The sequence below is a fragment of the Streptomyces sp. NPDC028368 genome, assembly GCF_055565615.1.
This window is the reverse complement of sequence record NZ_JBVHTY010000011.1, coordinates 20,886-46,092: the sequence shown is the minus strand read 5'-3', so window position 1 is coordinate 46,092 and position 25,207 is coordinate 20,886. Positions and strand designations below refer to the sequence as shown.

Below are 25,207 nucleotides of genomic sequence, written 5' to 3'. Positions count from 1 at the left end.
GCCGCCGCCGCAACCGCGTGACCAGCCGGAATACGAGGTCGCGATTCCGCCGGTCTCCTCGCTCGTACCGCTCGATGATCGATTCATGTCTCGGAACATGAAGAGGAGTTGGACCGGCATGACGGAGAAGCTCGACGGCAGGGTGGCACTGGTGACCGGCGGCAGCCGGGGAATCGGGGCGGCTGTGGCGCTGCGGCTGGCCGAGGACGGTGCCGATGTCGTCGTCACCTACCGGCAGGACGCGGAGCGTGCAGAGGCCGTGGCGGGGAAGATCGAGGCGATGGGCCGCCGGGCCTGGGCCGTCCGGGCCGACAGCGGCGATCCGGCGCAGGTGCGGGCCGCCGTCGATGGAGTGGTGGCCCGGTTCGGCAGGCTCGACATCCTGGTCAACAACGCGGGAGCCGGCGTGCTGGGGCCGATCGGTGAGCTGTCGCTCGCGGACGTCGGCCAGGTCCTGGACGTCAATGTCCGGGGTTCTTTCCTGGCGGCGCAGGCGGCCGCCGGGCACATGGGCAGTGGTGGACGGATCGTCACCATCGGCAGCTGCATAGCCGAGCGGGTGGCGTTCCCGGGCGGCAGTCTCTACGCGACCAGCAAGGCGGCGCTGATCGGCCTGACCAAGGCGCTCGCCCGTGAACTGGGCCCGCGCGGCATCACCTCCAACCTGGTCAACCCGGGCCCGACCGACACCGAGATGAACCCCGCCGACGGCCCCGCCGGCTCCGCGCAGGCGGAACTGACGGCGCTCGGCGCCTTCGGGCAGCCCTCCGACGTCGCGGCGACGGTGGCCCACCTCGTGGGAGCGGACGGCCGGTACATCACCGGCGCCACCATCGCCGTGGACGGCGGCTTCGCAGCCTGAGGCGGTGGGCCCTTCCGGCCCGCGCGTCAGTGCCTGTGGGTCCGGCCTGGCGGAGTCCATCCGCCCGGCCGGGCCGGGCCGTCGCAGCGCATCGCGACGTGTGCCCGGGCCGCCTGGGGGCGTGGACCCGGCGGACCGGGTCCGGCGGGAGGATCACGGTCTGGCCGGCCGAGGCCTTCTCGCTGCGGCCGTCGCAGGTGATTTCCAGGGTGCCTTCGGTGACCGTCCCGACCTGTTCGCGGCTGACGGCGTGTTCGGGGCCGGTGGCGGCGAGGGCGGGCATGGTCGCGTTGGGGAGGCGGTGACGTTCTCGGGCGAAGGGGCGATCAGCTGCAGGGCGGTGCCCCGTCTTCCGTGGGGCGGGTGGGGGTGGCCCATTCGACGAGCTGGATGACGACTCCGTTGGGGTCGGTCATCTGGAAGAGGCGCTCGCCCCAGGGCTCCTCGCGCAGGGGCATGGTGATGGGAGCACCTTCACCTCGCAGGCGCGCCTCCTCCGCTTCCAGGTCGGTGACCGTCAGCGCCAGGATCAGCCCGGCCGCCTGCTGATCACGCTGCTCGGCCGGGAGGACCTCGATGCCCCGGCGGAGCAGAACGATGTCGACGGCGGCGTCGTCGCGGGTCAGGGAAGCGAAGCCGTCGTCGGCCATGGCCACCTGGTAGCCGAGGTGGGTGGTGAGGAAGTCGCGGGAGGCGTCCACGTCGGCGACGGTCAGGGAAAGGGTGGAGGCAGAGACGTTCACGGCGACCCTTCGGCAGGTGTGCGGGGGACGTACGGGCTGGTCGGCTGTCAGGCTGATCGGCTGTCAGCAGGTGCGGCGCGGCGCGTGGTACTGGGTGCGGATGGCTGCCGTGCGGCTGGTGCGGGGCAGGTCCCGGACCGGACGCCGGGCGGTCGGGGCCGGGCCAGGGCCCTGGGCGGCGGCAAGCTTGTCGGCGGCGGGCTTTCGCATACGTCGCAACTTTCCGTCAGGCGAATTTTGCGACGGACGTAACTTTACGAGCGGAGCATGGAATGCGTCAAGGGTAATTTTGCTACGAGTGTAAGATTTCCTCATGGGTATCGACACGTTGGGACTCCGCGAGTCCAAGAAGCAGGAGACCAGGCGGCTGATCTCCGACCACGCCACCCGGCTCTTCATCGAGCGGGGCTTCGAGCAGACGACCATCTCCGAGATCGCCACGGCGGCCCGCGTCGCCAAGAAGACGGTCACCAACTACTTCCCGCGCAAGGAGGATCTGGCCCTCGACCACCACGAGGAGTTCACCGCGAGCCTGGCCCGCGCCGTCACCGATCGGGCCGACGGCGAGTCGGCGCTCGCCGCGCTGCGGCGGGAGTTCAACACCGCTCTTGAGGAGCGCAACCCCGTCGCGGGCTTCGCCGGCCCCGACTTCGCCCGCATGATCGCCGACAGCCCCACCCTCACCGCCCGCGTCCGCGACCTCCACGACCAACGAGAAGAAGCCCTCGCCGCGGCACTCACCGACGCCGCTCCCCCCGCAGCCCCGGCCATCGCCCCCCGAGCCGCCGCGGCCCTCCTCGCCGCCGCCCACCGCCTGCTGTTCCAGCGCATCCAGGAACTCACGCTCGCCGGGCAACCCAACGACCGGATCGCGGCCACCGTGGCCCCCGAGGCGGCACACGTCTTCGACCTTCTCACCGCCCCCCTCGGCGACTTCCCCACCACCGCGGAATGACCCTCCCCGTGACCGGGAGACCTGCGTACGGCCGCCCAGCACACCGCCACCACAGTCACCGGCCACCTCATCCAGGTGCGCAGCGTGGCCACCGAGGCCATGGACGGCCCACCACGGCCGCCGCCGCGGCCTCGGTCGCGCCGGTTGAGCGAGTCCGCGTCAGCTTCCGGACCCGGCCGTCACCTCGGCAGCAGGCGCAACCGACCCCGCCTGGCCGTGAGATGTGTCGGCAGTGGCATGGGCGTTGGCGTTGCCACCCGCCCGCTCGACCTCGGCCTCGACCTCGGCCTTGACCATCTTCTCCATCGGATCGGCGGAGCTTCCCCCCGCGGCAAGCATCGCCACCAGGATGGCCACCACGGTGAGCACCGTCCCGAGCCAGACCATCGTGTCCACCGGCAGCGTGTACGCGCCGATGACCTTGAGCACGCACTCGGTCAGCAGCGCGCTCCCCCATATCGCCGAGAACCTCCGCTCGGCCCGCCGGAACGACGCGGAGCCCGCCATCAGCCGGTCCCATGCGGCGTTACCGGCCGCGCTCCCCTTTGTCACCCACGGCTTGAGTCCCGCGGTCATCAGCGGCCGCTGCATCCGTACGGAAAGCAGGATCGCTATCCCGATGACGCTGCTCACGGCACTGTCTTTCGCCAGCATCAGCCGGGGATCCCCGGCCACCGCGCTCATCGCCAGCCCCACGACGTTCACGATCAGCATCAGCAGCGCGAGGCCGTTGACGCCCCGGCTCCTGACCAGCCCCCACACCGTACGCAGCGCCGGCACCACACTGCTCCAGCCCAGCGCGGCCATCGTGCTCAGCCCGAAGCCGTCGCTGAGAACGTAATAGGAGGCCACCGGAATCCCGGCGTCCACGAGCAGCGGCGTGAGGCTCTCCAGCAACGGGTTGCGCGGCTTGCCGTCGGCGACGGCCGGGCTCGGACTCTGCCCCTGTTCGTGACTCTGGCTCTGGCTCTGGCTCTGGCTCTGGCTCTGGCTCACTGCGGACTCCCCCGAGTTGGACTGTGAACGGCTGCTTCGGCTTCCCTCTGACACCTTCAGCTTCGTCCATGGCTCCGCCCGGCAACAGTCGCGACCGTCCTGAGTTACCCATGACATTTGTCAGATCGCGCGATACGCAGCGCGTCCCCCAGCGCGCGCCTCGGCGAGCCGTCGCGAGAGAGAGCGGAACTCGCGGTCGGGCACCTCCGGATCGGCACGCATCGCCCGCGCGTAGCGCAACAGCTTCGCCCCGATGTCGAGTTGCCTCTCCTCGATACTGTCGGCCAGTTCGGATACCGGCCCGCCCTCACCGTCGGTGACCAGGAAGCAGGGACGGTCACGGCCGGATCATCACCCGGGCCTTCGCGTACGACCTGCCGGGGGCCGTCGCGCACGTCCTGCCGAGGGCAGCGCCTGAGCCGGAGCCCGCCAACGAACCCGCACCCGTGCCCGAACCGCAGCCGCAGCCGCAGCCGCAGCCGCAGCCCGCCAACGAGCCACCTTCAGCGCCCGCACCCCCTGCCGCCGACCTCCTCGCCCGTCTCCCCCAGCGCGACAGCCGTCTGCTCCTCTCCGAGCGGGAGATCGCCCCGCCGGCCCCGGCCGTCACCGTGGCCACCCGGAAAGCCAAGCACTTCGCGCGTACCGGCGCCACCGTCGTCAACCTCTGGGAGCACGCGGCATGGACGCCCTGACTACGCCCCCGCCCGCACCCGTCGCTCCGTCGTGGCGATCGTCGCCGAGCCGACCACCCTGGTGTCGTCGTAGAGGACGATCGCCTGGCCGGGGGCCACGCCCCGTACCGGCTCCGTGAAGGTGACGCGGAGCTCGGTGCCGTCCACCAGATCCGCCGTGACCTCGGTTTCGCCGCCGTGGGCGCGGAGCTGGGCGGTGTAGGTGGCGGGGCCGGCTGTCGGGGGGCGGCCGCACCAGCGGGGGCGGATGGCGGTGAGGGCGGTGACGTCGAGGGATTCGGCGGGGCCGACCGTCACCTTGTTGTCGACCGGGGAGATGTCCAGGACGTAGCGCGGCTTGCCGTCGGGGGCCGGGTGGCCGATGCGCAGGCCCTTGCGCTGGCCGATGGTGAAGCCGTAAGCGCCCTCGTGGGAGCCCAGGACCGTGCCGGACTCGTCGACGATGTCGCCCTCGGCCGCGCCCAGGCGCTTGGCGAGGAAGCCCTGGGTGTCGCCGTCGGCGATGAAGCAGATGTCGTGGCTGTCGGGCTTCTTGGCGACGAACAGGCCGCGGCGGGCGGCCTCTTCGCGGATTTCGGCCTTGGTGGTGAGGGTGTCACCGAGCGGGAACATGGCGTGCGCCAGCTGGCGGTCGTCGAGCACGCCGAGGACATAGGACTGGTCCTTGGCCATGTCGGAGGCGCGGTGGAGTTCGCGACTGCCGTCGGGGTTGTTCACCACCGTGGCGTAGTGGCCGGTGCAGACGGCGTCGAAGCCGAGGGCCAGGGCCTTGTCCAGCAGCGCGGCGAACTTGATCTTTTCGTTGCAGCGCAGGCAGGGGTTCGGGGTGCGCCCGGCCTCGTACTCGGCGATGAAGTCGTCGACGACATCCTCGCGGAAGCGCTCGGCCAGGTCCCAGACGTAGAAGGGGATGCCGATGACGTCGGCGGCGCGGCGGGCGTCGTGCGAGTCCTCGATCGTGCAGCAGCCGCGGGCGCCCGTACGGAACGACTTCGGGTTCTCGGAGAGCGCGAGATGCACGCCGGTCACGTCATGGCCGGCCTCGGCGGCGCGGGCGGCGGCGACGGCGGAGTCGACACCACCGGACATGGCAGCGAGTACGCGGAGGCGGTGGGGGGCGTCATCAGTCATAGCCAGTCCAGAGTAAGCGGAACTGTCGGCGGCCGGGAAAGCGTTATGCGGGGCGTGGGGAAAAACGGGGACAGCGGACACGGCGGGGACAGCGGCGGCAGCGGGGACGGGGAGCCTCGCGGCATGGCGCGGCGGCGGTTGTTGTGGGTCGGGGGTGCGGGCGTGGTGGCCGCCGGAGTGGCGGCATTGGGGGCGACGGGTGAGCTGAGTCACTGGTGGTGGCGGCTGCCGGGGAATGAGAAGCCACGGAAGCCGGGGGCCGTCGACTATCGGGGGGCGCAGTGGGTCGAGGCATCCCCGGAGAACTATCGGCGGGCGGACCGGCCGGCGGATTACGAGATCGACCGGGTGGTGGTTCATGTGGTCCAGGGGAGTTTCGCGACCGCGCTGAGCGTCTTCCAGGACCCGGAGCACGAGGCCGCGGCCCACTACGTCATACGCAAGGACGGGCATGTGGCGCAGCTGGTCCGCGAGCTGGATGTGGCGTTTCACGCGGGAAACCGGGGCTACAACGAGCGGAGCGTCGGCATCGAGCACGAGGGGTTCGTGGACCGGCCGGAGTCGTTCACGGATGCCATGTATGCGTCATCGGCGCGGCTGACGGCCGGGATATGCCATCGCTACGGCTTCCCGGCCGACCGGGAGCACATAGTCGGGCATGTGGAGGTGCCGGGGACGGATCACACGGATCCGGGGCCGCACTGGGACTGGGACCGGTATCTGGCGCTGGTACGGGCCGAGCTGCGAAAGCGGGAGGCGGCGGCGCGGGCCGGTGCGCGGCGGGCCGGTACGGGACGGGACGGTGGCGAGCAGGACGGTGCGCGGCGGGGCGGGGGACGGGTGCCGGCCTAGCCGTCCCCGCGCCCGCGCCCGGCGGCAGCGCCTGACCCGGGCCCCACCACGGCCACCCGACAGGCCCTAGCTCAGGCCGGCGCTGCGGGCGCGTTCGACCACGGGGCCGATGGCCTCCGCCACGGCCGCCACGTCCTCCGCCGTGGAGGTGTGGCCGAGCGAGAAGCGCAGGGTGCCGCGGGCGAGGTCCGGGGACATGCCGGTGGCCAGCAGGACGTGGCTGGGCTGGGCGACGCCGGCGGTGCAGGCGGAGCCCGTGGAGCACTCGATGCCCTGGGCGTCCAGCAGCAGGAGGAGGGAGTCGCCCTCGCAGCCGGGGAAGGAGAAGTGGGCGTTGGCGGGCAGCCGGCCCGCGGGGTCCGGGTCGCCGCCGAGGACGGCGTCGGGGGCGGCGGCGCGTACGGCCTTGATCAGATCGTCGCGGAGGGCACCGATGTCGCGGGCGAACTCCTCGCGGTGCGCGGCGGCATGCCGGCCGGCCGCGGCGAAGGCGGCGATGGCGGGGGTGTCGAGGGTGCCGGAGCGGACGTGGCGCTCCTGCCCGCCGCCGTGCAGCACGGGCACGGGGGCGTATGCGCGGCCCAGGAGCAGCGCGCCGATGCCGTACGGGCCGCCGATCTTGTGGCCGGAGACGGTCATGGCGGCGAGCCCGGAGGCGGCGAAGTCGACGTCCAGCTGGCCGAAGGCCTGCACCGCGTCGGCGTGCAGGGGAACGGCGAACTCCGCGGCCACCTGGGCGAGTTCATGGACCGGCTGGACGGTGCCGATCTCGTTGTTGGCCCACATGACGGTGGCGAGTGCGACGTCGGCGGGGTTGCGGGCGATGGCCTCGCGCAGCGCGTCGGGGTGCACCCGGCCGTAGGTGTCGACCGGCAGCCAGTCGACGCGGGCGCCCTCGTGCTCGGCGAGCCATTCCACCGCGTCCAAGACGGCGTGGTGCTCGACGGGGCTGGCCAGGACGCGGGTACGGGCCGGGTCGGCCGCCCGGCGGGACCAGTACAGGCCCTTGACCGCGAGGTTGTCGGCCTCCGTGCCGCCCCCCGTGAAGACGACTTCGCTCGGGCGCGCGCCGAGCGAGGCGGCGAGGGATTCGCGCGCCTCCTCAACGGTGCGTCGAGCGCGCCGGCCGGCGGCATGCAGGGAGGACGCGTTGCCGGTGACGGTCAGCTGGGCGGTCATCGCCTGCACCGCCTCCGGGAGCATCGGAGTGGTGGCGGCGTGGTCGAGGTAAACCATGGTGCGCACGATTCTACGAGGAGGCGTGTCGGTGGGTTGGGGGCGCATGTCGGGCGCGCGGGGGCGCCGCGCTCGAGGCGCCGCTTCCGGTTACGTGCCCGTGTCCCCATGGACGCCTCAGTAAGGAGTGTCTAGCCTGAGACTCATGACACGCTGGCTTCTGGACCCTTGGCTTCTGGACCGTACGTTCCGCACCTCGTCGGGCGACGAGGTGCGATGGGCCGTCCTCGGCGCGAAGCACGTAGGAGCACCGCCGGTGGTCCTGCTGCACGGCACGCCGTTCTCGTCGTATGTGTGGCGGGGTGTGGCGCGTGCCCTGGCCGTACGGCACCGGGTGTTCGTGTGGGACATGCCGGGCTACGGGGCGTCGAGGAAGCGGGCCGGACAGGATGTGTCGCTCGGTGCGCAGGCCCGGGTGTTCGGGGAGCTGCTCGCGCACTGGGAGCTGACGGGGGAAGGGTCCCGGCCGGCTGTGGTGGCGCACGACTTCGGGGGATGTGTCGCGCTGCGGGCGCATCTGCTGCACGGCGCGCGGTACGAACGGCTGGCGCTGGTCGACCCGGTGGCGCTGGCGCCGTGGGGATCTCCCACGTACCGGCTGCTGGGCGCGCATGCCGAGGTCTTCGGACAGCTGCCGCCGGCGCTGCACCGGGCGATGGTCAGGGAGTATGTCGCGTCGGCGAGCCATCAGGGGCTGCATCCGGCCGTGCTGGAGCGGCTGGTCGAGCCCTGGTGCACGGCGGAGGGACAGCCGGCCTTCTACCGGCAGATCGAGCAGAACGACCAGCGGTTCACGGATGAGGTGCAGGGGCGGTACGGGGAGATCGAGGTGCCGGTGCTGGTGTGCTGGGGAGCGCAGGACACCTGGATTCCGGTCGGCAAGGGGCATGAACTGGTCTCCCGTATTCCGGGTGCGCGGCTCCAGGTCATCGAGGGCGCGGGGCATCTGGTGCAGGAGGATGCGCCCGCGGAGCTCACGGCGGTGCTGGCGGGGTTTGCGGGGGCGGGCCGGTGAGCGGCCGGGGAGCGGTCAGGGGGCGAGGCGGCGGGTCAGGCGGCCGACCGTATCGGCCGCTTCGAGGACGTCGGGCGTCGACCGCGTCAGGGCGTCGTGCGAGGTCACCGTCTCCAGGGAAGCGCGCAGGCGGGTGAGGTCGGCGTGCGGCGGCCGGCCGGTGCGCGCGAAGTCGGCCACCCGGTCGGCGAGTTCGGCCTCAAGGGATTCCAGGGATTCCGGGGATTCCGGGGATTCCGGGGATTCCGGGGTGCCCCGGTGCCGGCTGTCGGCCGCGAGCCCGAGCCGGTCGCGCAGGACGCCGACGGCCGCCGTCAGGTCGCGCAGGACCGTGCCGGTGGCCGCGGCGTCCGCCGTACGGGACACCCCCGGCCGGCGCGCACCCGAACCGGCCGTCGGCGTCCCGGGCTTGTCCCGCAGCTGCGCCCGCACGCCCTCGGCCTCCGGGGCGCCGAACGCCTCGTACACGGCCAGCGCCTCGCGCCAGTGCGCCTGGGCACCCTGCTTGCGGCCCAGGGCGGTCTCGGCATGCCCCAGTACGGCCAGCGCATCGGCCCGCCACCGCTCGCCGCCCGGCACCAGCAGCCGCTTCGCCGCGTCCTGTGCGGCGGACGTGGCTTCGCCGGGCCGGATCAGGGCGGCCGTCGCCTCGGCCGTACGGCAGCGGGTGCGGCCCGCCCAGAGGTGCTGCCGGTCCTCCTCGAAGAGCGGCAGCGCCTGGAACAGCGCGCGGAGCGCGTCGGTGTGCCGGCCGGCCGCCGACAGCGCCTCGGACAGGGCGTACAGGCCGTGTGCCAGGCGCGGGGAGCCCGTCCGGTCGAAGACGCCCACGCTGCGCTCGGCGAACAGGACGGCGTCGCCGCTGTTGCCGGCCGCCGCCCAGAGCCTGGCCAGCGCGGCGAGCGCGACGGCCTCACCCAGCTGGTCGTCGCGGTCGCGGCAGTGCTCCCAGGCCGCGGTGAGGTGCCGTTCGGCCGCGTCGTGCCGCCCCTGGTGGAGGGCGATGATCCCGCGTGCGCAGGGTGCCCGGAAGCGCGTCACGGGATCGCCGCAACGGCCTGCCAGGTGCTCCGCCCGCCGCGCTTCGGGCTCGGCCTCGGCGAACTTGCCCAGCGTGATGTACGCATCGGCGAGTGCGGCCCGTGCCCGGCCTTCCGCCCGGTCGTCGCCCGCCGTCGCCGCCTGCGCCGCCACCGTCCGCGCGGCCGTTTCGAACGCGGCGGAGACCGCCCCGGAGTCCGCCGTCACCTGGGCCAGCAGGAGGAGGTCGGCGGCGGGCCGGACGAGCCGTGGTGTCCGGACCACCAGCCCGCGCAGGAACGCGAGGAGGTGTGGTGTCTCGTCGGCCCAGGCGGCCAGGGCGCGGGTGGTGTCCTTCGCCTTCGGGAGGGCCGGGGCGGACGAGGAGGGGGCGGCGCGGGTGAGGTCGGTCAGCCACCGCTCCCCCGGGTACCGGCTTTCGTGCAGCTGCCGGCCCATGTCCAGGTAGCAGGTCAGCAGGCCGGACAGTACTTCGTCGCGGCGCGCCGTGGGCAGCTCGCGGTCGGCGATGGCGCGGGCGAAGGAGCGCAGGTCGCCGAGGTAGCGGTAGCGGCCGCGGGCCGTCTCGCGCAGGGCGCCGATCGCCAGCAGCTCGGCCAGCCGGGCGCGGGCCCGGTCCGCCGTCGTGTCGAGCAGCGCGGCCGCGGCCGGCAGCGACAGCTCGGCGGCCTCCGGGACGGCCAGGAGACAGAAGGCGCGCCGTGCGGGCACGGTGAGCCGGTCGTCGAACCACCGGAGCAGCAGGTGCTCGGGCAGGGCCGCATGCGCTTCGGCGGCCGTCGGCCCCGTCAGCGAGATGCTGCCGCTGAGCGCGTCGAGCCGGGGGCGGCGGCGGCCGGTGAGGAGTACGGCGCCGGCCCAGGTCCCCGCGTCCGGGAGGAGGGCGGTCTGCGTCTCCTCGTCGTCGGGGAGGTCGTCCAGTACGAGCAGGACGCGGCGTTCGGCGAGCAGCGAGCGGTAGTGCGCGGCACGGTCGCGGTCGCCCTCACCCAGGTCCACGAACAGCTGCCCGTCCGGGAAGTGTTCCGCCACCTCGTGCGCGACCCGCACCGCGAGCGCCGTCTTGCCGGCGCCGGCCGGTCCGTGGACCGCCCAGCAGGGCGCCGGGCCGTCCGTCCGCGTCAGCCCCGCCACCAGCCGGGAGATCTCCTGTGTGCGGCCGAAGAAATACTCGGGGACGGCGGGCAGGGCGGCGGACGCCGCCTCGGGCCCAAGGTCCTGCGACAAGGGACGGCAGACCCCGTTCATGAGGTCGCGGCGCCACCGCTCCAGCCGCCTGCGGTGCGCCGCGGCGCACGGCCCCGGCGCTCCGGTGAGCGCTTCGCCGTCCCACAACTCCAGCGCCGCATCGCACAGTTGACGGGCCTCGGCGGGATCGTCGGTGTCTCTGGCGCGGGCCGCCAGCCGCTCGGCCCGGTCGAGATCGAGGTCGAGGACGGGTGCGCCGCCGTCGGGGCCGCGGAGCGCGTGCCCGCCGTCCCGCTCGCTGACCAGGACCTCCGGGCCGAGCGCCCGGCCCAGCCGCGAGGCGTACGCATACAGCGAGGCGACGGCGTCCCGCGGCGGCGCATCCCCCCACAGGTCGGCCACCAATGCGCTCGTCGTGGCGGCGTGCCCGGGGCGCAGCAGGAGGGCCGCGAGCAGCGCCTGCTCCTCCGGGCCGCCCCACGCGACCGCCGTCCGTCCCCGCCAGGCGCGCACCGGCCCGAGCACCCCGAAGCGCAGCGGCGGCGGGAGCGCGGGGCGGCGCTGGTGCGGCACCGCACCGTGGAACTGCTCGGGCGGCGCACCCCCCATCCGCTCCAGCACCGGACTGGCCAGCACGGCGAACGCCCGCGCCGAGGCATGCAGCCGCAGCTCGCCCTCCTCGTCGCCCATCAGGACGGGGAAGTCGGGCAGCCGCCCCATGTACGGCTCCAGGGAGCGGCCGACCGCCTCGACGACCTCCACGGCCTGCTCGGCGCCGAGGCCGCTGAACAGCAGCTCGCGCACGCCGGGGCGGAAGTCGTATACGGGCTGGACCAGTTGGCCCGGCGGCGGCGGGCCCAGGGCACGGTCCAGGGCCTGCGCGGCGGCCGCGTCGCGGGCCTGGTCGGAGCGTTCGAGCAGGCCGCCGAGCAGGATCTCCGCGACATGGGTGGGACCGGCGTCGCGCATCGTGGCGGCGCGCACCAGCTGCATCAGGGGTGTGGTCAGGGGCCGGATCGCGGAGAGGCGGACGGCCAGGCGGTAGGCCTCGGGCGAGAAGGCGCCCCGGAAGTGGGCCAGCAGCTCCTCGGCGGTGCCGTGCGGCCGGGGCGGCGGGGCATGCAGCGGCGCCTCGTCCAGCAGCGCCGTTTCGATCAGGTGCGGGACGCCGGGGCGGGTGAGCAGTCCGGCCCACTGTTCCAGTGCGGAGACGGTGGGATGCAGTACGGGCAGGGCGAGCAGGCCGTCCGCGTCCGGGTCGCGCTCGCCGCTCAGGCCGTCGCAGACGATGAGGCGTCCCACCGGGTCGAACTCGCCCGGGGCGGCAAGCAGCCGGGGCCGCGCATCCAGGGCGGTGCCGCGCCACAGCCGGCGGGGCAGCGGGTTCAGCACAGCCACCGGGCCGCCGCGGCCCCAGGCGGCCAGGGCCCTCACGGCCTGCGGGCTGCGCCAGCCGGGGCTCGTACCGTCGGTGAGGAGGAAGGTCACGGTGGCGCGCGCCGCCCGCCGGCTCCGCAGGGGGCCGGCCGCGTCCTGAGGGTCGATCGGATGGACCTCGACGGAGCGGAACACCGTGCTCCGGGTGAGGAGCGCGCGCAGCTCGGTGGCCAGCGAGCCCCATACCTGCATGGACGGGGAGCAGTCCACCAGCAGCACGGCCGACCAGCGCCGTTCCTGGTCCGGGCGGGAGACGACATCGAGGAAGCCGGTCTCGGCGGCGAGCCGGACGGTGGCCTCGATGTCGGTGACCGTGCGGTGCGGGTGGTCCCGGGACCTGCGCAGCGGGCGCAGCGCGCGGCCCAGCTGCTGGGCGTCGGGCAGTGCGCGCCCACCGGGGACCCGGGCGGTGCGGGCCCGGTCCGCACCGGTCTCGCCACCCTGGCTCCCCATGGCGTACAGCGCACGACGGGGCGGACCGACGGGCGTTACGGGGTCGGTGGGGTCGGTGGGGTCGCCGGGATCTGCGGGGCCGGTGGGATCGGCGGGCTCGGTGGGATCTGCGGGCTCGGCCGGGTCCACGGGCTCGGCCGGCGACGGCTCGGCGGACGACGCGGCGGCCTCACCGGACGCGTCGGGCTCACCGGACTCACCCGGCGCCCGGCCGGACCGCTCGGCGGATGCGTCGGCCGCCTCGCCGTGCCCGGCCCGCTCCCCCTCGCGCCGGTCCGCACCGGCTCCCAGCGCTTCCACGCTCTCCCCCGGCTCCCCCGTCGCCTGCGGCGCCCCGCGCCCCTCCATCACCCGCGTCAGCCACAGCACATCGAGGAGTTCGGTGGCCCCGAGGTCGTAGCCGGCGGCCGACATCGTCTGTCGCAGTCGGTCGATCATGGCGACATGGGCTCGTCGAGGCGGTGCAGCACGGCGGCGAGGAGCTCTTCCTTGGTGAGGTCGGCGCCGCTGATGCGCAGATGGACGGCGGCCAGCAGCTGGTCGGTGGCCAGGGTCTGGGTCTTGGCGCGCTGGTGGAAGACCTCGATGAGGTCCTCGGCGGCGGCCGCGGCCCGCTCTCCGAGGTTGTGCTCGATGATCTTCCGCAGCCGGTCGCCGGTCGGTTCCGGCAGGTCGAGCCGTACGCAGCGGCGCATGAAGGCGGGCGGGAAGTCGCGTTCGCCGTTGCTGGTCATGATGACGATCGGGAAGTGGGCGCAGCGGACCACACCGCGGTGGACCGTGACCCGCTCGCGGCTTCCGCTCAGCAGGACCTGTACCTCCTGCTGGTGTTCGGGCAGCCGGGCCAGCTCCGGGATCTCGAACTCGCCCTCCTCCAGCACGACCAGCAGGTCATTGGGCAGGTCGATATCGGCCTTGTCGAGTTCGTCGACGAGCAGGACGCGGGGGCGGTCGGCCGCCAGGGCGCTGCCGAGCGGGCCGAGGCGCAGATACTGGCCGATGTCGCCGGCCGTGGCGGCGCGCCGGGCCCTGGGGCGGCGGGCGGAGCCACGGGGCGTGTCGCGCTCGCGGCGCAGCGAGGCCTCACGGAGCCGGCCCACGGCGTCGTAGCGGTAGAGCGCGTCCTGAAGGGTGGAGCGGCTGTTGACCGACCAGCGCAGGACGTCCCCCAGGTCCAGTTCCTCGGCGACGGCGCGGGCCAGCGAGCTCTTGCCGGCGCCGGGGCGGCCGGTGACCAGCAGGGGGCGGTGCAGATGCAGGGCGGCGTTGATGACGGAGATCTCGTTGCGCTCCAGGAGATACGGGGCGCGGGGCGCCGTGCCGCGGGTGGCCGGAAAGCCGCGCCAGGGCGGTGGGGCAGGCAGGTCCGAAGGGCCGCGGAAGACCCACCAGTCCTCCGGCTGCGCCCCCGGGTCGTCGTATGCGCCCGTTGCGTTCTGTCCGGTCACCGCGCGTTCTCCTCGTTCATGGCTGCTGCGTCCACACTCAGGCGTTCTTGGGTGTTCATAGGCATTCATGGACGTTCACGGCTGCGTCAACACCCAGGCGTCGGGGGCCAGTTGCGGGGGCCGGTGGTCCGGCGCGTCGTACAGCAGGGACAGTCTGCGGCCGTGGTGGCCGGCGCTCTCGGGCTCGGCCATCGCCTTGGCCCGTTCCAGGCGTACCACCTCGGGCACCTGGGTGTGGTCCGTACCCTCCATCAGGGCCAGCAGGTCCTGGGCGATGTGCTCGCCGTGTTCCGCGCGGTGCCACAGCACGGTGTGCACGCCCGCCTGGACGCACTGCCGCAGCAGAGCGCCGTGGTGGTGCGGGGCGCAGCACACGATCACCGTCCCTGCGTCGCGGTGGACTTCGAGCTGGGCGCGGGCGACCTTGCGGTCGGTGTGCCGGTCGTCGAGAACCAGCCGCTTGGCGTGCGGCAGGGCGGCGGTGCGCTGTTTCCAGCCGGCGTAGCTCTCCCGGGAGCGTTCGGTCGTGCGCACCACCACGCGACGGGTGATGCCGGGCGCGAACGGCCCGTCCTCGTCGCTGTCGGGCCCCTCCCAGGAGTCGACGTCCAGGCCGAGCCAGGCGGACGGCAGGAAGTACTCGACGAGGGCGGTCTCCGGGTCCTCGCGCACCTCGGTGCGCAGCACCCGGCGGATGTCGTCGACCACCTGCTCGCTGCCCGCCTCCGCGTCCCGCACCAGCGCGAGCCGGTGCGACTGGCCGTCGGCGAAGGTCCAGATCTGGTACGTGAAACGGCGGCCGGAGGGCGTGGGCAGCAGCTCCACCTGAACGCGCGGGGCGACGGCGGCGGGGACCGGGAGGCCGGCGGCCGGGAAGCCGGCGGCCGGGATGCCGGGGGCGGGGGGACGGGCCGGGACGGCGGCGGCCTCGACATCGGCGCGGAACTGGCTGACCGCCGCCTCGTCCACCCCCGACCGGGCGGCCACCCGCTCGACCCAGGCGTCCAGGTCCTCGGCGGGATAGGGACCGGCCGCGCCTTCCTCGACGCTGATCCGGACCACCCCCTGCAGCAGCGGCGGCACGGGCCCGCCGGTGGCGGAGCCGAAGCCCTCCAGTGCGTCCATGGCGTCGGCCAGGCCCGTGACGGCGGGCAGCTCCGGGGCGTGCGGCAGGACGCGTTCCAGGAGGGTGCGAGGGTCGGTGCGGGTGCAGTGGGCCAGCAGGCCTGAGAGGTCGCGGCGCTGGCGGGTGGTCAGGTACTCGCCGGGGCGGACCGTCCGTGCGGCGCGGCGCAGCCGCTCCCAGTCCTCGCGGGCGCCGTAGCGGCCGGGCCGGTCGTAGGGGGCGGCGGCCAGGGACGGCTCGTAGTCCCGTACGAGATCGAGGAGTTCGGGCAGGCCGCGGCGGACGCTCGCCGCCAGGCCGACGAGCCGGTCCAGGTCGGCCGCCGGGCCCGCCGAGGGCCGGCCGAGCCGGGCGGCGAGCCGTTCCTCACAGGCCAGGACGGCCTCGCGGCCCTGCAGTACGCGTTCCAGCGCGGTGAGCAGCTGCTGCACGCCGCGCCGGGCGGTGGGCACCGACGAGGGCGGCAGGGTGGGGAGTTCGGACTCGATGGCGGGGACGCTGATGGCGTACATCGTCGTCGGCTGCGCCCCGGCGGCGGCCGTCTCGGGGGCGCGGTGCACGGCCGCGACCAGACCGACCACGGCCTGCCGCTCGCGGTCCCACAGCGGCCCCCCGCTGAAGCCCTCGGTGACCTGGGCGCCGCCGAGCACATCCAGCGCGATCCACGGCGGCGCGGAGACCCGGGGCACGGCGCGGACGGTGGGCAGCGGATTGCCGCTGGCCCATAAGGCGACGACCTCGCCCGCGTAGTTGTGCTGCAGGAACGGCGCGGGCTCGGCGCCCTCGGGCGGGGCGTCCGTCAGCTCCAGTACGGCGAGGTCGCCGTGGTAGGGCAGCCGTCCCGGCTCGACCGGCTCGCGCCCGCCCGCCCTGGCCCGCGGCGGCACCCACATCTCCCGTACGACCCGGGCCGTCAGGTCACGGGCCGGTGCGACATGGGGCAGCCGGAGCGTGACCGTATCGCCGTGCCCGGGGGTGTCCTGGGTGAACCGCCCCCTGCCCAGCGCGCTGTTGACGACATGGGCGCAGGTCAGGACGAGCCGCTCGGCGACCAGCACGCCCGCGCCGACGGCGCTCTCGCCGTGCCGTACGGAGGCGAAGGACAGCTGGAGCGGGGTGTCCGGACCTGCGCCGTGGATCACGGTGCGGCCCCGCCGGGTTCACCCGCGCCGCTGCCGAGGTTCCACTTGGCGCTGACCTTGAAGCTCGCGTCGCCCTTCCCGGAGAAGACGCCCAGGCGCAGATCGGAGCCGAGCGTGACGCCGAACTCCACGGTGACCTCGTCGGGGCGGTGGCTGCCGTCGGCGATCGAGCGGTGGATCTGGGCGAGGACGCCGCCGAGCGGGCGCAGGGCCTCCTCCAGCGCCTCACCGCCCCGGGTCAGGGCGCGGCTCATCCGGCCGTCCACGCTGACCGGCTGGGCGGAGCCGAACGCGTCGGGCAGCTCCAACTCCCCCTCGGCGGCGGGAGTTCGACCTGCGGCCGCGCCGGAGCCGCCGTCGGTGGCCGGCCCCTCGGCGCGCAGCCATACGACGGTCCCGTCCTCCAGCTTCAGCGCCACGTCCCCCATGCCGGTCAGTCTGACACGAGCCGCACCGCCACCGCGCGCTCTTTTGCGTCACACTTTTCGCTTGCGCACCCGGAGCCACCTGCGAAAAGGACGAGGCGGCGGCCCGCGGGGCGCGGGTGTCAGCCGTGCAGCACGGTGCGCGCCAACTGCCGTGACTGGGCGACCAGTCGGTCCTCGCTGTCCCAGACCTCGGCGTCCTCCTCCAGGAAGCCGCCCGCCAGGTTACGGGTGGTGATGGCGACGCGGAGCGGGCCCGGGGCCGGGCGGTGACGGATGTGGGTGGTGAGTTCGACGGTGGGGACCCAGCCCGCCAGGCCCAGTTCGAAGGCGGTCGGCGGAAGGGCGTCGACGGTCAGGAGGAGGGAGAGCGGGTCGGGGTCGCGGCCGTCGGCGAGGCCGAACCAGGCGCGCATCTCCCCGTTGCCGGAGGGCGCGCCGACGGCCCAGCCGGCGGTGGCCGGGTCGAGGCGGAGGGCGAGGCGGTCGGTGATGGCCGTGCTGCCGGAGATGGCCGGGCGGCCGCCGGGGGCGCTGTCGGTGCCCAGGCAGTGTTCGTACGGGGGGATGGCCGGCGGCTTGGCGGTCGTACGGACGTCGTCGGGAAGCGCGTCCAGGTCGCCGTACGCGGCGAGTACCCGCAGCCGCTCCACCTCGGTGCCGTCCTCGGCGAACTGGACGAGGGTCGCGGTGCCGGTCGACATCGTGCGGCCGCTGCGGACCACCTCGGTACGGATGACGGCGGGGCCCGGGACGGAGGCCGTCAGGTAGTGGGCGGTGACCGAGAAGGGGTCGGGGTGCGGGAGGGCGTCGCCCAGCGCGCGGCCCATGAGGGCGAGCAGATAGCCGCCGTTGACCGCCTGGATGATCGTCCAGCCGGCGGAGAGGTGCGCGTCGTAGACGCCGGGGGCGCGGCGCGTGACCGCCGTATCGCGGTCGAACTCGCTGTTACCAATGGTCACCGTTGCCATGCCGGGCACGCTACACGGATTAGTTACCGACCGGTAGTGTCAATTTCAAGCGTCGGGCCCTAAGCGGAGGCGGTCGGTCCGGGCCTGCGATGATGCCCCCATGCTTCACGTGCTCTACCTGGTCGGCGTCGCCGCCTTCGCCGCGAGCGGGGTGCTGGCCGCCTACCGGGCCAACATGGACCCCTTCGGCGGCCTGGTGCTCGCGTTCGCCGCGTCGATTTCCGGCGGCACGCTGCGGGACACCATCCTCAACCGGCATCCGCTGTACTGGACGCACGACTGGGTGCTGCTGACCCTGATCATCTGCGTCGGCGTCGGCACCATGATCTATCTGCGGTTCTGGCAACTGCCGCACAAATCGCTGCTGGTCGTGGACGCGGTCGGGCTGGCCGTGGTCACCGTGATCGGGGCACGGGCGGCCATCGAGGCGGGCGTGACGCCGCTGGCCGTGATCATTCTGGCCGTACTGACCGGGGTCGCCGGTGAGGTCATCCGCGATGTGCTGTGCGGGGAGTTCCCGCCGCTGCTGCTGCGCGAGGACGTCTATGCGATCGCGGCCCTCGCGGGCGCCTGCTGCTACCTGGCGCTGCACCACCTCGGCGTGGGAGCCACCCCCGCCGCGGGGGTCTCGGCGGGGGTGGTGTTCGCGCTGCGCATGGGCGCGGTGTACTTCGGGGTACATCTGCCGCGGCCCGCGCAGCTCAGCGGCCGCGACGGGCGGGACGACGGCTAGCACGGGCGGGGCGGGGTGGCCGAGCCGCGGCTTCCGGTGGCGGTCTACTTCCCGGGCAGCGCCGGGCGGCTGTCCGTGTAAAGCCAGGTGTGGAACAGGTCGTCCAGCTGCTGACCGGAGATCTTCTCGGCGAGCGCGATGAACTGGGATGTCTCCGCGGTGCCGTAGCGGTGCGCCGAGGTCCAGGCCGGGAGCAGCTTGAAGAACGCCTTGTCGCCGATCCGCTCGCGCAGCGCCTGCAGGGTCATCGCGCCCCGCTTGTAGACCGCGTTCGCGAACATGGTGTCCCGCTGCGGGTCGCCGACCTTGACCTTCCAGAAGCCGTCGTCCGCGGGGGCGGCGGCGTACTGCTTGAGGAAGGCGTCATGGGCGCTCCGGGTGCCCTTGTGCTCGTCCCACAGCCACTGCGCGTAGCTGGCGAACCCCTCGTTGAGCCAGATGTTCTTCCACTGCTTGACGGAGACCGAGTCGCCGAACCACTGGTGGGCCAGCTCGTGGACGATGGTGGTCTCGTTGCGTACGGCGGAGTAGACCGGCTTGGACTGCACCTCGAGGGAGAAGCCCGCCTGCGGCATGTCGTCGACGATCGCGCCGGTCTCCTCGAAGGGGTAGGGGCCGAAGACCTTGGACCAGTAGTCGGTGGCCTCGGCGGTGATGCCGTAGACGTCGACATTGCCGGCGGGCAGGGTCGGGTCGGTGGCGACGTAGATGGGCGTGCCGGCGGGGGTGGTGCCCGTACGGACGTCGAATTTGCCGATGGTGGCGGTGGCCAGGTACGTCGCCATCGGGCGCCGCTCGCGCCAGTGGGCATAGGAACGGCCGTGCGCCTCCCCGGAGTTGATGAGCCGGCCGTTGGAGACGCCGGTCAGTCCCTTGGGGGCGTCGATGCGGATGTCGTACGTCGCCTTGTCGCTGGGGTGGTCGCTGGAGGGGAACCACGTCGAGGCGGCGTTCGGCTCGCAGGCGACGAAGACGCCGTCCTTGGTCTTCATCCAGCCGTAGTCGGAACCGAAGACGATCGGGCCGCTGAGCGGCTGGGGGACGCCGTGGTAGACGACGGTGACGGTGAACTTGCGGCCCTTGGCCAGCGGGAAGTCGGGGGTCACCGATATCTCGTCGCCGGACCGGGCGAAGTGGGCGCGCCGGCCGTTCACCCGGACCGAGTCGACCCGCAGCTTCTGCAGGTCGAGGTCGAAGGCGGAAAGGCTCTGGGTGGCTCTGGCGGTCAGCGTCGTACGGCCGTCGAGGCGGCCCGAGCCGGGGTGATAGCTGACGCCGAGGTCGTAATGCAGGGCGTCGAAGCCGCCGTTGCCCAGATCGGGGAAGTACGGGTCGCCGATGCCGGGGGCGCCGGGCGAGGCGGCCGGGGCCGCGGCGATGGTGGCGGCGGAGGCCACCGCCGTGGCGAGGGCGAGCCAGCGGGAGGTGCGACGGGCAGAACGGGAGAGTGCCATGAGCCGTCCCTTCGGACCTTTCGAACACACGGATGATGATGAACAACCGTGCCGACTCTGCACTCTCCCGCCCCGCTATGCCCAGGACTTTGCCAATTCCTCGGCAGTTACTGCTTACTTGCTGCTCACTCGGTGCTCATTCAGTGCCTCTTCGGCGTCTATTTGCCGCTCAGCTGCTTCTCGGACCGGTCGGCCGGCGTGTTCTCCGGGTGGTGGCAGGCCACCTGGTGGCCGGTGCGCAGGGCGACCAGCGGCGGTTCGGTGGTGGCGCATTCCTCGGTCGCCTTCCAGCAGCGGGTACGGAACCGGCAGCCGGAGGGGGGGTTGATCGGCGAGGGCACATCGCCCTTGAGCAGGATCCGGTCGCGCTGGGTGCGCCGCTTGGGGTCGGGCACCGGCACGGCGGACATCAGCGCCTTGGTGTACGGGTGCATCGGCGTCTCGTAGAGCGACTTGCGGTCGCTGAGCTCCACGATCTTGCCGAGGTACATCACCGCGATCCGGTCCGAGACGTGCCGGATGACCGAGAGGTCGTGGGCGATGATGACGTACGTCAGGCCCAGCTCCTGCTGGAGGTCGTCCATGAGGTTGACGACCTGGGCCTGGATGGAGACGTCGAGGGCCGAGACCGGCTCGTCGGCGACCACCAGCTTGGGCTTGAGCGCCAGCGCGCGGGCGATGCCGATGCGCTGACGCTGGCCACCGGAGAATTCGTGCGGATAGCGGTTGTAGTGCTCCGGGCTCAGGCCCACCAGCTCCAGCAGCCGCTGCACCTCCTTCTTCACGCCGCCCTCGGGCTCGACGCCCTGGAGGCGGAAGGGGGTGGAGACGATGCCGCCGATGGTGTGCCGCGGGTTCAGCGAACCGTACGGATCCTGGAAGATCATCTGGACGTCGCGCCGCATCGGCCGCAGCTTGCCCGGCGAGAGGTGGGTGATGTCCTGGCCCTGGAACTCGATGGAGCCGCCGGTCGGCTCGTCGAGCCGGGTGATCAGCCGGCCCATCGTCGACTTGCCGCAGCCGGACTCGCCGACGACGCCGAGGGTTTCCCCGGGCAGGACGTCGAAGTCGATGCCGTCGACCGCCTGTACGGCCCCGACCTGGCGCTTGAGCAGGCCCTTGGTGATCGGGAAGTGGCGGACCAGGCCTCGGACGCGCAGCAGGGGCTCGGCCTCGGAGGACGCCCGAGCGGGCGGCTCCTCCGTCCCCTTCTGGAGCGGGATCTTCTTGTTCTGCTCGTCTGTCGTCTCGGTCACAGCTTCGGCGCAATCTCTTCGGTCCAGATACGCTCCCGCTCCTCCTGCGCCATGTGGCAGGCGGAGAAGTGCCCGCCGTCGACCTGGCGCAGTTCGGGGCGCACCGTGCGGGTGAGGTTGTCCTTGGGGACATCCGCGTACGGGCAACGGGGATTGAAGGCACAGCCGGACGGCACGTTGATCAGGCTGGGCGGCGAGCCCTTGACGGGGATCAGCCGGTCGGTCTGGTCACGGTCGATACGCGGCATGGAGCCGAGCAGACCCCAGGTGTAGGGGTGCTGGGGCGCGGAGAACACCTTGTCCGCGGGCCCCCGCTCCACACACCGGCCGCCGTACATCACCAGCAGGTCATCGGCCAGCTCGGCCACCACACCCAGGTCGTGCGTGATGATGATGACCGCCGAGCCGAACTCCTTCTGCAGATCGCGGATCAGGTCCAGGATCTGCGCCTGGACGGTGACGTCCAGGGCGGTGGTCGGCTCGTCCGCGATCAGCAGCTCCGGGTTGTTGACCAGCGCCATCGCGATCATGGCGCGCTGGCGCATACCGCCGGAGAACTGGTGCGGATGGTCGTCCACCCGCTTGTCCGGCTGCGGGATGCCGACCCGGTCGAGCATCTCGACGGCCCGCTTGCGCGCGGTCTTCTTGCTGACGTCGTTGTGGACGCGGTACGCCTCCACGATCTGGTTGCCGACCGAGTAGAAGGGGTGCAGCGCGGACAGCGGATCCTGGAAGATCATCGCCATCTGCCGGCCGCGCAGCCGGCGCACCTCGTCCGGATCGGCGCCGACCAGCTCCTTGCCGTCCAGCCAGATCTCGCCGGACATCGTCACCTTGCTGCGCTGCTGGCGCGAGGCCCGGTGCAGTCCCATGACGGCGAGCGAGGTCACGGATTTACCGGACCCGGACTCGCCGACGATGCCGAGCGTCTTGCCCTTCTCCAGGCTGAACGTCAGCCCGTCGACGGACTTCACCACGCCGTCGTCGGTGTTGAAGTGCACCTTGAGGTCGCGTACTTCGAGGAAGGAGGAGGTCTTCCGGTCCCCGGTGTCGGGGGTGGGCTCGGCCTCCCCGGCCTTGGCCTCGGGCTTGGCCTCAGTCTTCGCTTTGGCCTCGGTCTTGGCCTCAGCCGTCGCCTCGGGCTTCGCCTCAGCCGTTCCGGCAGCTTCCGCCGCGCCGTTCTTGTCCTCGGAGGAGTCGGTCACGAGAGCCTCACCCGCGGGTCTACGGCGGCGTACAGAACGTCCACCACCAGGTTGCAAATGACGATGAAGAACGCGGCGAGCAGGGTGACGCCGAGAATGTTCGGCAGGTCGTTGGCGTTGATCGCCTCCACCGCGAAGGCGCCGACTCCCTTGAGGGAGAAGACCTGTTCGGTGATCAGCGCGCCGCCGAGCAGCAGGCCCAGGTCCATGCCGAAGACCGTGATGATCGGGGTGAGCGCGGCCCGCAGGCCGTGCCGTACGACGACCTTGCGTTCCCGCAGGCCCTTGGCGCGGGCGGTGCGGATGTAGTCCTCGCTGAGCGTCTCGAGCATGCCCGCTCTGGTGAGCCGGGCGTAGAGCGCGGAGTAGAGGAAGGCCAGGGTCACCCAGGGCAGGACCAGGGTCCGGGCCCACAGGAACGGATCCTCCAACAGCGGTACGTAATCGCTGCGTTCGAAGATCGGCCACTGGTAGGTGAACAGGGCCAGCGCCAGGGCGCCGGTGAAGAACATGGGGAGCGAGACACCGGCCAGGGCGACGCCCATGGCCAGCCGGTCGAAGAGCGAGCCGGGACGCAGTGCGGAGAGCACACCGGTGGCGACACCGGAGACCACCCACAGCACGGCCGCACCGGCGGCCAGCGACAGCGTCACCGGGAGCCGGGACTGGATTTCCGGCCAGACCTCGATATGTGTTTTGAAGGAGTAACCGAAGCACGGCACATGGCACTTGGCCGCTTCCGGACCGAATTTGTAGTCGACGCCGACGAAAATGCCCTTGAGGAAATCCCAGTACTGCTCGTACACGGGCTTGTCCAGGCCGAGATTCTTCTTCACCGCGGCGATGTCCGCGGGCGTGGGGGCCTTTCCGATGTACTGCTGGGCAAGCTGGTCGGTGGTCTGCCCGGCCATTTTCGGCAGCAGGAAGAAGATGCCGAAGGTGACCGCGCTGACGATCAGCAGCAGGATCACTGCGCTGATCAACCTGCGGATGATGTACGAGAACACGGGGATGCGGCGTCGGCGCCGCGGACCGGTTGCGACCGGCCCGCGGACACCAATGCCTTCACCTGCCTTCCAGGGCTGCTACTTCTTGACGCCGATGTTGAGGTAGTCGTACTGACCGCTGAAGGCCGAGGTGGACACCATGTTGGTGGCCTGGGGCGAGCGGTACATCAGGACCTTGAAGTAGGTGAGCGGGACGATCGCCGCCTGCTCCATCGTCTTCTTGTCGATCGCGGCGTACGCCTTCTCGCGAGCAGCCTTGTCGGTGTTGGCGATGGCGGTGTCGAGCAGCTTGTTGATCTCCGGGTCGTCCAGTTCCGAAAGGTTGGAGTTGCCGGACTGGCTGATCGCCTTGCCGTTGAGGATCTGCTGCAGGTAGCCGTAGCCGGTCGGGAAGTCCGAGCCCCACTGGAACATGATCAGGCCGACGTTGTTCTTCTTGTTGAACTTGGGCACACCGGCGTAGTCCGAGGTGTACTTGCTCGTCGGGTAGCTCTGGATCTTGGCGTTGATGCCGATCTTCTTCAGCGACTCGATGACCGAGGTGGCCGCGTCCACCTCGTCCTGACGGTCACTGCGCGCGAGGATGGTGGTGTCGATCTTGCCGGCGCCGCACTTGGCCCAGTGCTTCTTGGCCTCGGTCAGGTCCAGCTTGTCCTTGTTGTACTTCTGCGGGTACAGGTCGAACTTCTGGTAGCCGTCGATGTCGGTCGGCAGCACCGTGGAGGCGATATCGCCGCGTATCGGGCCGCCGAGCGAGGTCTGCACGGCCTTCTTGTCGACCGCGTACTCGACGGCCGTCCGGCACTCGATGTTGTTGAACGGCTTCACGTTGGTGTTGAGCGCCGTGTAGACGAGCCGCTGACCGAGCGTGTTGTCGGTGTTGCCCTTCTCCTTGGGGTCCGTCAGGAGCTGGGCCTGCGTCTGGCCGTCGACGCCGCGGCCGGCCAGGTCGATCTGGGTGTTGCCGGACTGCAGGTCCTTGTCGATGGTCGACTGGGCGACCTTCAGCTTCAGGACGATCTTGTCCGGCAGCTGCTTGCGCAGCGGGTCGGTCTTGGCGGACCAGTGCGGGTTACGGACGAGGGTGAGCTGCTTGCCCTCCTCGTAGCTCTGGTACTTGTACGAGCCGGAGGAGACCACGGACTTGGTGTAGTCCGCGCCCTTGTCCTTGGCCTGCGGCACCGGGGCGGTCTGCGGGGCGCTGACCAGGTAGTCGAACTCGGCGAACGCCTTCTTGAGGTGGAAGACGATCGTCTGGTCGTCGGGCGTCTCGATGGACTTCAGACCGGCCTTGCTCTTGTCCTTGTAGGGACCCTTGTAGCCGCCGTCGTTGTCCTTGAGGAACTGCTGGAAGTAGTTCGGGCCCAGCGAGAGGGTGTCGCGCGCGAAGTTGCTGCGCTCGACCGCGTACTTGACGTCCTGTGAGGTGATCGCGGAGCCGTCGTCGTACTTCAGGCCCTTGCGGATCTTGTACGTCCAGGTCTTGCCGCCGTCGGTGGGCTTGCCCATCGACTCGGCCAGGTCCGGGACCAGCTCGTTGCCCTTCTTGCCGGCGCCCGGCTTGAAGGTGGTGAGCGGGCGCGCGTAGAGCCGGCTGAAGTTGTAGATGAAGGCGTAGTAGGTGTTGCCCGGGTCGAACGACTCGGGGGCGTCGCTCATCGCGTAGTTGAGCGTGCCGCCCTTCGCGTCCGAGGCGTTGACGACCCCTGTGGTCGCGGCGTTCGCCTTGCCGGAGCCGCTGTCGGAGCCCTTGCCCCCGCTGCAGCCGGCCAGCAAGAGGCCGGCGCTGGTGATGGCCGCGATAGCCGCGACCGGAACTGACCTTCGCATCGTGGT

The 25,207-nt window shown here is 72.0% G+C and carries 22 protein-coding genes; 6 read left to right on the top strand and 16 right to left on the bottom strand.

The genetic code is table 11. The features are described from left to right. The first annotated feature begins 118 nt into the window (after positions 1-118). Positions 119-862, top strand: coding sequence for an SDR family NAD(P)-dependent oxidoreductase (locus ACZ4S3_RS24705; RefSeq protein ID WP_467937681.1), 744 nt, complete (start codon positions 119-121; stop codon positions 860-862). Here the strand turns inward: ACZ4S3_RS24705 and ACZ4S3_RS24700 are convergent. The 3 genes from ACZ4S3_RS24700 to ACZ4S3_RS24690 all read right to left on the bottom strand — a co-directional run bounded on the left by ACZ4S3_RS24700 (position 819) and on the right by ACZ4S3_RS24690 (position 1,815). Then, positions 819-1,145 carry a cupin domain-containing protein gene (locus ACZ4S3_RS24700; protein ID WP_467937679.1) on the bottom strand — a complete coding sequence of 109 codons (327 nt, stop codon included), beginning with the start codon at positions 1,143-1,145 and terminating at the stop codon, positions 819-821. The two genes, ACZ4S3_RS24705 and ACZ4S3_RS24700, sit on opposite strands and share 44 nt — an antisense overlap. A 43-nt stretch (positions 1,146-1,188) precedes the next feature. Next, the gene (locus ACZ4S3_RS24695; RefSeq protein WP_467937677.1) at positions 1,189-1,605 is read right to left on the bottom strand and encodes a VOC family protein; all 417 of its coding nucleotides are present in this window, start codon (positions 1,603-1,605) and stop codon (positions 1,189-1,191) included. A 63-nt stretch (positions 1,606-1,668) separates the two neighbouring features. Beyond that, positions 1,669-1,815 (bottom strand): hypothetical protein, encoded by a 147-nt coding sequence (locus ACZ4S3_RS24690; protein ID WP_467937675.1) that lies wholly within the window; start codon positions 1,813-1,815, stop codon positions 1,669-1,671. 103 nt (positions 1,816-1,918) lie between these two features. On the opposite strand from ACZ4S3_RS24690, the gene ACZ4S3_RS24685 reads away from it, so the two are divergent. Beyond that, positions 1,919-2,560 (top strand): TetR/AcrR family transcriptional regulator, encoded by a 642-nt coding sequence (locus tag ACZ4S3_RS24685; protein ID WP_467937673.1) that lies wholly within the window; start codon positions 1,919-1,921, stop codon positions 2,558-2,560. Positions 2,561-2,719: 159 nt separating this feature from the next. On the opposite strand, the gene ACZ4S3_RS24680 is transcribed toward ACZ4S3_RS24685, so the two are convergent. Beyond that, positions 2,720-3,454, bottom strand: coding sequence for a VC0807 family protein (locus ACZ4S3_RS24680; protein WP_467938053.1), 735 nt, complete (start codon positions 3,452-3,454; stop codon positions 2,720-2,722). A gap of 548 nt (positions 3,455-4,002) precedes the next feature. Here ACZ4S3_RS24680 and ACZ4S3_RS24675 point away from each other — a divergent pair. Continuing rightward, the gene (locus tag ACZ4S3_RS24675; RefSeq protein ID WP_467937671.1) at positions 4,003-4,251 is read left to right on the top strand and encodes a hypothetical protein; all 249 of its coding nucleotides are present in this window, start codon (positions 4,003-4,005) and stop codon (positions 4,249-4,251) included. On the opposite strand, the gene mnmA is transcribed toward ACZ4S3_RS24675, so the two are convergent. Beyond that, entirely contained in the window at positions 4,252-5,382 is a 1,131-nt protein-coding gene (mnmA, locus tag ACZ4S3_RS24670; protein WP_467937669.1) for a tRNA 2-thiouridine(34) synthase MnmA, read from the bottom strand. 45 nt (positions 5,383-5,427) lie between these two features. Between mnmA and ACZ4S3_RS24665 the strand changes: the two genes are divergently transcribed. Beyond that, the gene (locus tag ACZ4S3_RS24665) at positions 5,428-6,234 is read left to right on the top strand and encodes an N-acetylmuramoyl-L-alanine amidase (protein ID WP_467937667.1); all 807 of its coding nucleotides are present in this window, start codon (positions 5,428-5,430) and stop codon (positions 6,232-6,234) included. A 66-nt stretch (positions 6,235-6,300) separates the two neighbouring features. On the opposite strand, the gene ACZ4S3_RS24660 is transcribed toward ACZ4S3_RS24665, so the two are convergent. Beyond that, positions 6,301-7,470: a cysteine desulfurase family protein gene (locus ACZ4S3_RS24660; protein ID WP_467937665.1), complete on the bottom strand. Its 1,170-nt coding sequence runs from the start codon at positions 7,468-7,470 to the stop codon at positions 6,301-6,303. Between the two features lie 145 nt (positions 7,471-7,615). On the opposite strand from ACZ4S3_RS24660, the gene ACZ4S3_RS24655 reads away from it, so the two are divergent. After that, the gene (locus tag ACZ4S3_RS24655) at positions 7,616-8,485 is read left to right on the top strand and encodes an alpha/beta fold hydrolase (protein ID WP_467937663.1); all 870 of its coding nucleotides are present in this window, start codon (positions 7,616-7,618) and stop codon (positions 8,483-8,485) included. Positions 8,486-8,500: 15 nt separating this feature from the next. Here ACZ4S3_RS24655 and ACZ4S3_RS24650 read toward each other — a convergent pair whose 3' ends face one another. The 5 genes from ACZ4S3_RS24650 to ACZ4S3_RS24630 form a co-directional block, all read right to left on the bottom strand. Beyond that, positions 8,501-13,042: an SAV_2336 N-terminal domain-related protein gene (locus ACZ4S3_RS24650; protein ID WP_467937661.1), complete on the bottom strand. Its 4,542-nt coding sequence runs from the start codon at positions 13,040-13,042 to the stop codon at positions 8,501-8,503. Next, on the bottom strand, positions 13,039-14,052 hold the full coding sequence (locus ACZ4S3_RS24645) for an AAA family ATPase (RefSeq protein WP_467937659.1): 1,014 nt from the start codon (positions 14,050-14,052) through the stop codon (positions 13,039-13,041). The genes ACZ4S3_RS24650 and ACZ4S3_RS24645 overlap by 4 nt, the downstream gene beginning before the upstream one ends. 75 nt (positions 14,053-14,127) lie before the next feature. Beyond that, the gene (locus tag ACZ4S3_RS24640) at positions 14,128-16,320 is read right to left on the bottom strand and encodes a VMAP-C domain-containing protein (RefSeq protein WP_467937658.1); all 2,193 of its coding nucleotides are present in this window, start codon (positions 16,318-16,320) and stop codon (positions 14,128-14,130) included. Then, positions 16,317-16,748 carry a CU044_2847 family protein gene (locus ACZ4S3_RS24635; RefSeq protein ID WP_467937656.1) on the bottom strand — a complete coding sequence of 144 codons (432 nt, stop codon included), beginning with the start codon at positions 16,746-16,748 and terminating at the stop codon, positions 16,317-16,319. Before ACZ4S3_RS24635 ends, ACZ4S3_RS24640 begins: the two co-directional genes overlap by 4 nt. Before the next feature lie 119 nt (positions 16,749-16,867). Next, positions 16,868-17,716: a thioesterase family protein gene (locus ACZ4S3_RS24630; RefSeq protein ID WP_467937654.1), complete on the bottom strand. Its 849-nt coding sequence runs from the start codon at positions 17,714-17,716 to the stop codon at positions 16,868-16,870. Positions 17,717-17,816: 100 nt separating this feature from the next. Here ACZ4S3_RS24630 and ACZ4S3_RS24625 point away from each other — a divergent pair, with 100 nt between their 5' ends. After that, on the top strand, positions 17,817-18,449 hold the full coding sequence (locus tag ACZ4S3_RS24625; protein ID WP_467937652.1) for a trimeric intracellular cation channel family protein: 633 nt from the start codon (positions 17,817-17,819) through the stop codon (positions 18,447-18,449). Between the two features lie 44 nt (positions 18,450-18,493). On the opposite strand, the gene ACZ4S3_RS24620 is transcribed toward ACZ4S3_RS24625, so the two are convergent. From ACZ4S3_RS24620 to ACZ4S3_RS24600, 5 genes are all read right to left on the bottom strand, one after another. Then, positions 18,494-19,903 (bottom strand): M1 family metallopeptidase, encoded by a 1,410-nt coding sequence (locus tag ACZ4S3_RS24620; protein WP_467937651.1) that lies wholly within the window; start codon positions 19,901-19,903, stop codon positions 18,494-18,496. Positions 19,904-20,061: 158 nt separating this feature from the next. Next, complete coding sequence (locus ACZ4S3_RS24615; protein ID WP_467937649.1) at positions 20,062-21,159, bottom strand: ABC transporter ATP-binding protein; 1,098 nt, start codon at positions 21,157-21,159, stop codon at positions 20,062-20,064. Next, a complete protein-coding gene (locus ACZ4S3_RS24610) occupies positions 21,156-22,364 on the bottom strand; it encodes an ABC transporter ATP-binding protein (protein ID WP_467937647.1) in 1,209 nt (402 codons plus the stop codon). The genes ACZ4S3_RS24615 and ACZ4S3_RS24610 overlap by 4 nt, the downstream gene beginning before the upstream one ends. Further along, complete coding sequence (locus tag ACZ4S3_RS24605; protein WP_467937645.1) at positions 22,361-23,371, bottom strand: ABC transporter permease; 1,011 nt, start codon at positions 23,369-23,371, stop codon at positions 22,361-22,363. Before ACZ4S3_RS24605 ends, ACZ4S3_RS24610 begins: the two co-directional genes overlap by 4 nt. 78 nt (positions 23,372-23,449) lie before the next feature. Further along, complete coding sequence (locus tag ACZ4S3_RS24600) at positions 23,450-25,201, bottom strand: ABC transporter substrate-binding protein (protein ID WP_467937643.1); 1,752 nt, start codon at positions 25,199-25,201, stop codon at positions 23,450-23,452. Positions 25,202-25,207: the final 6 nt, after the last annotated feature.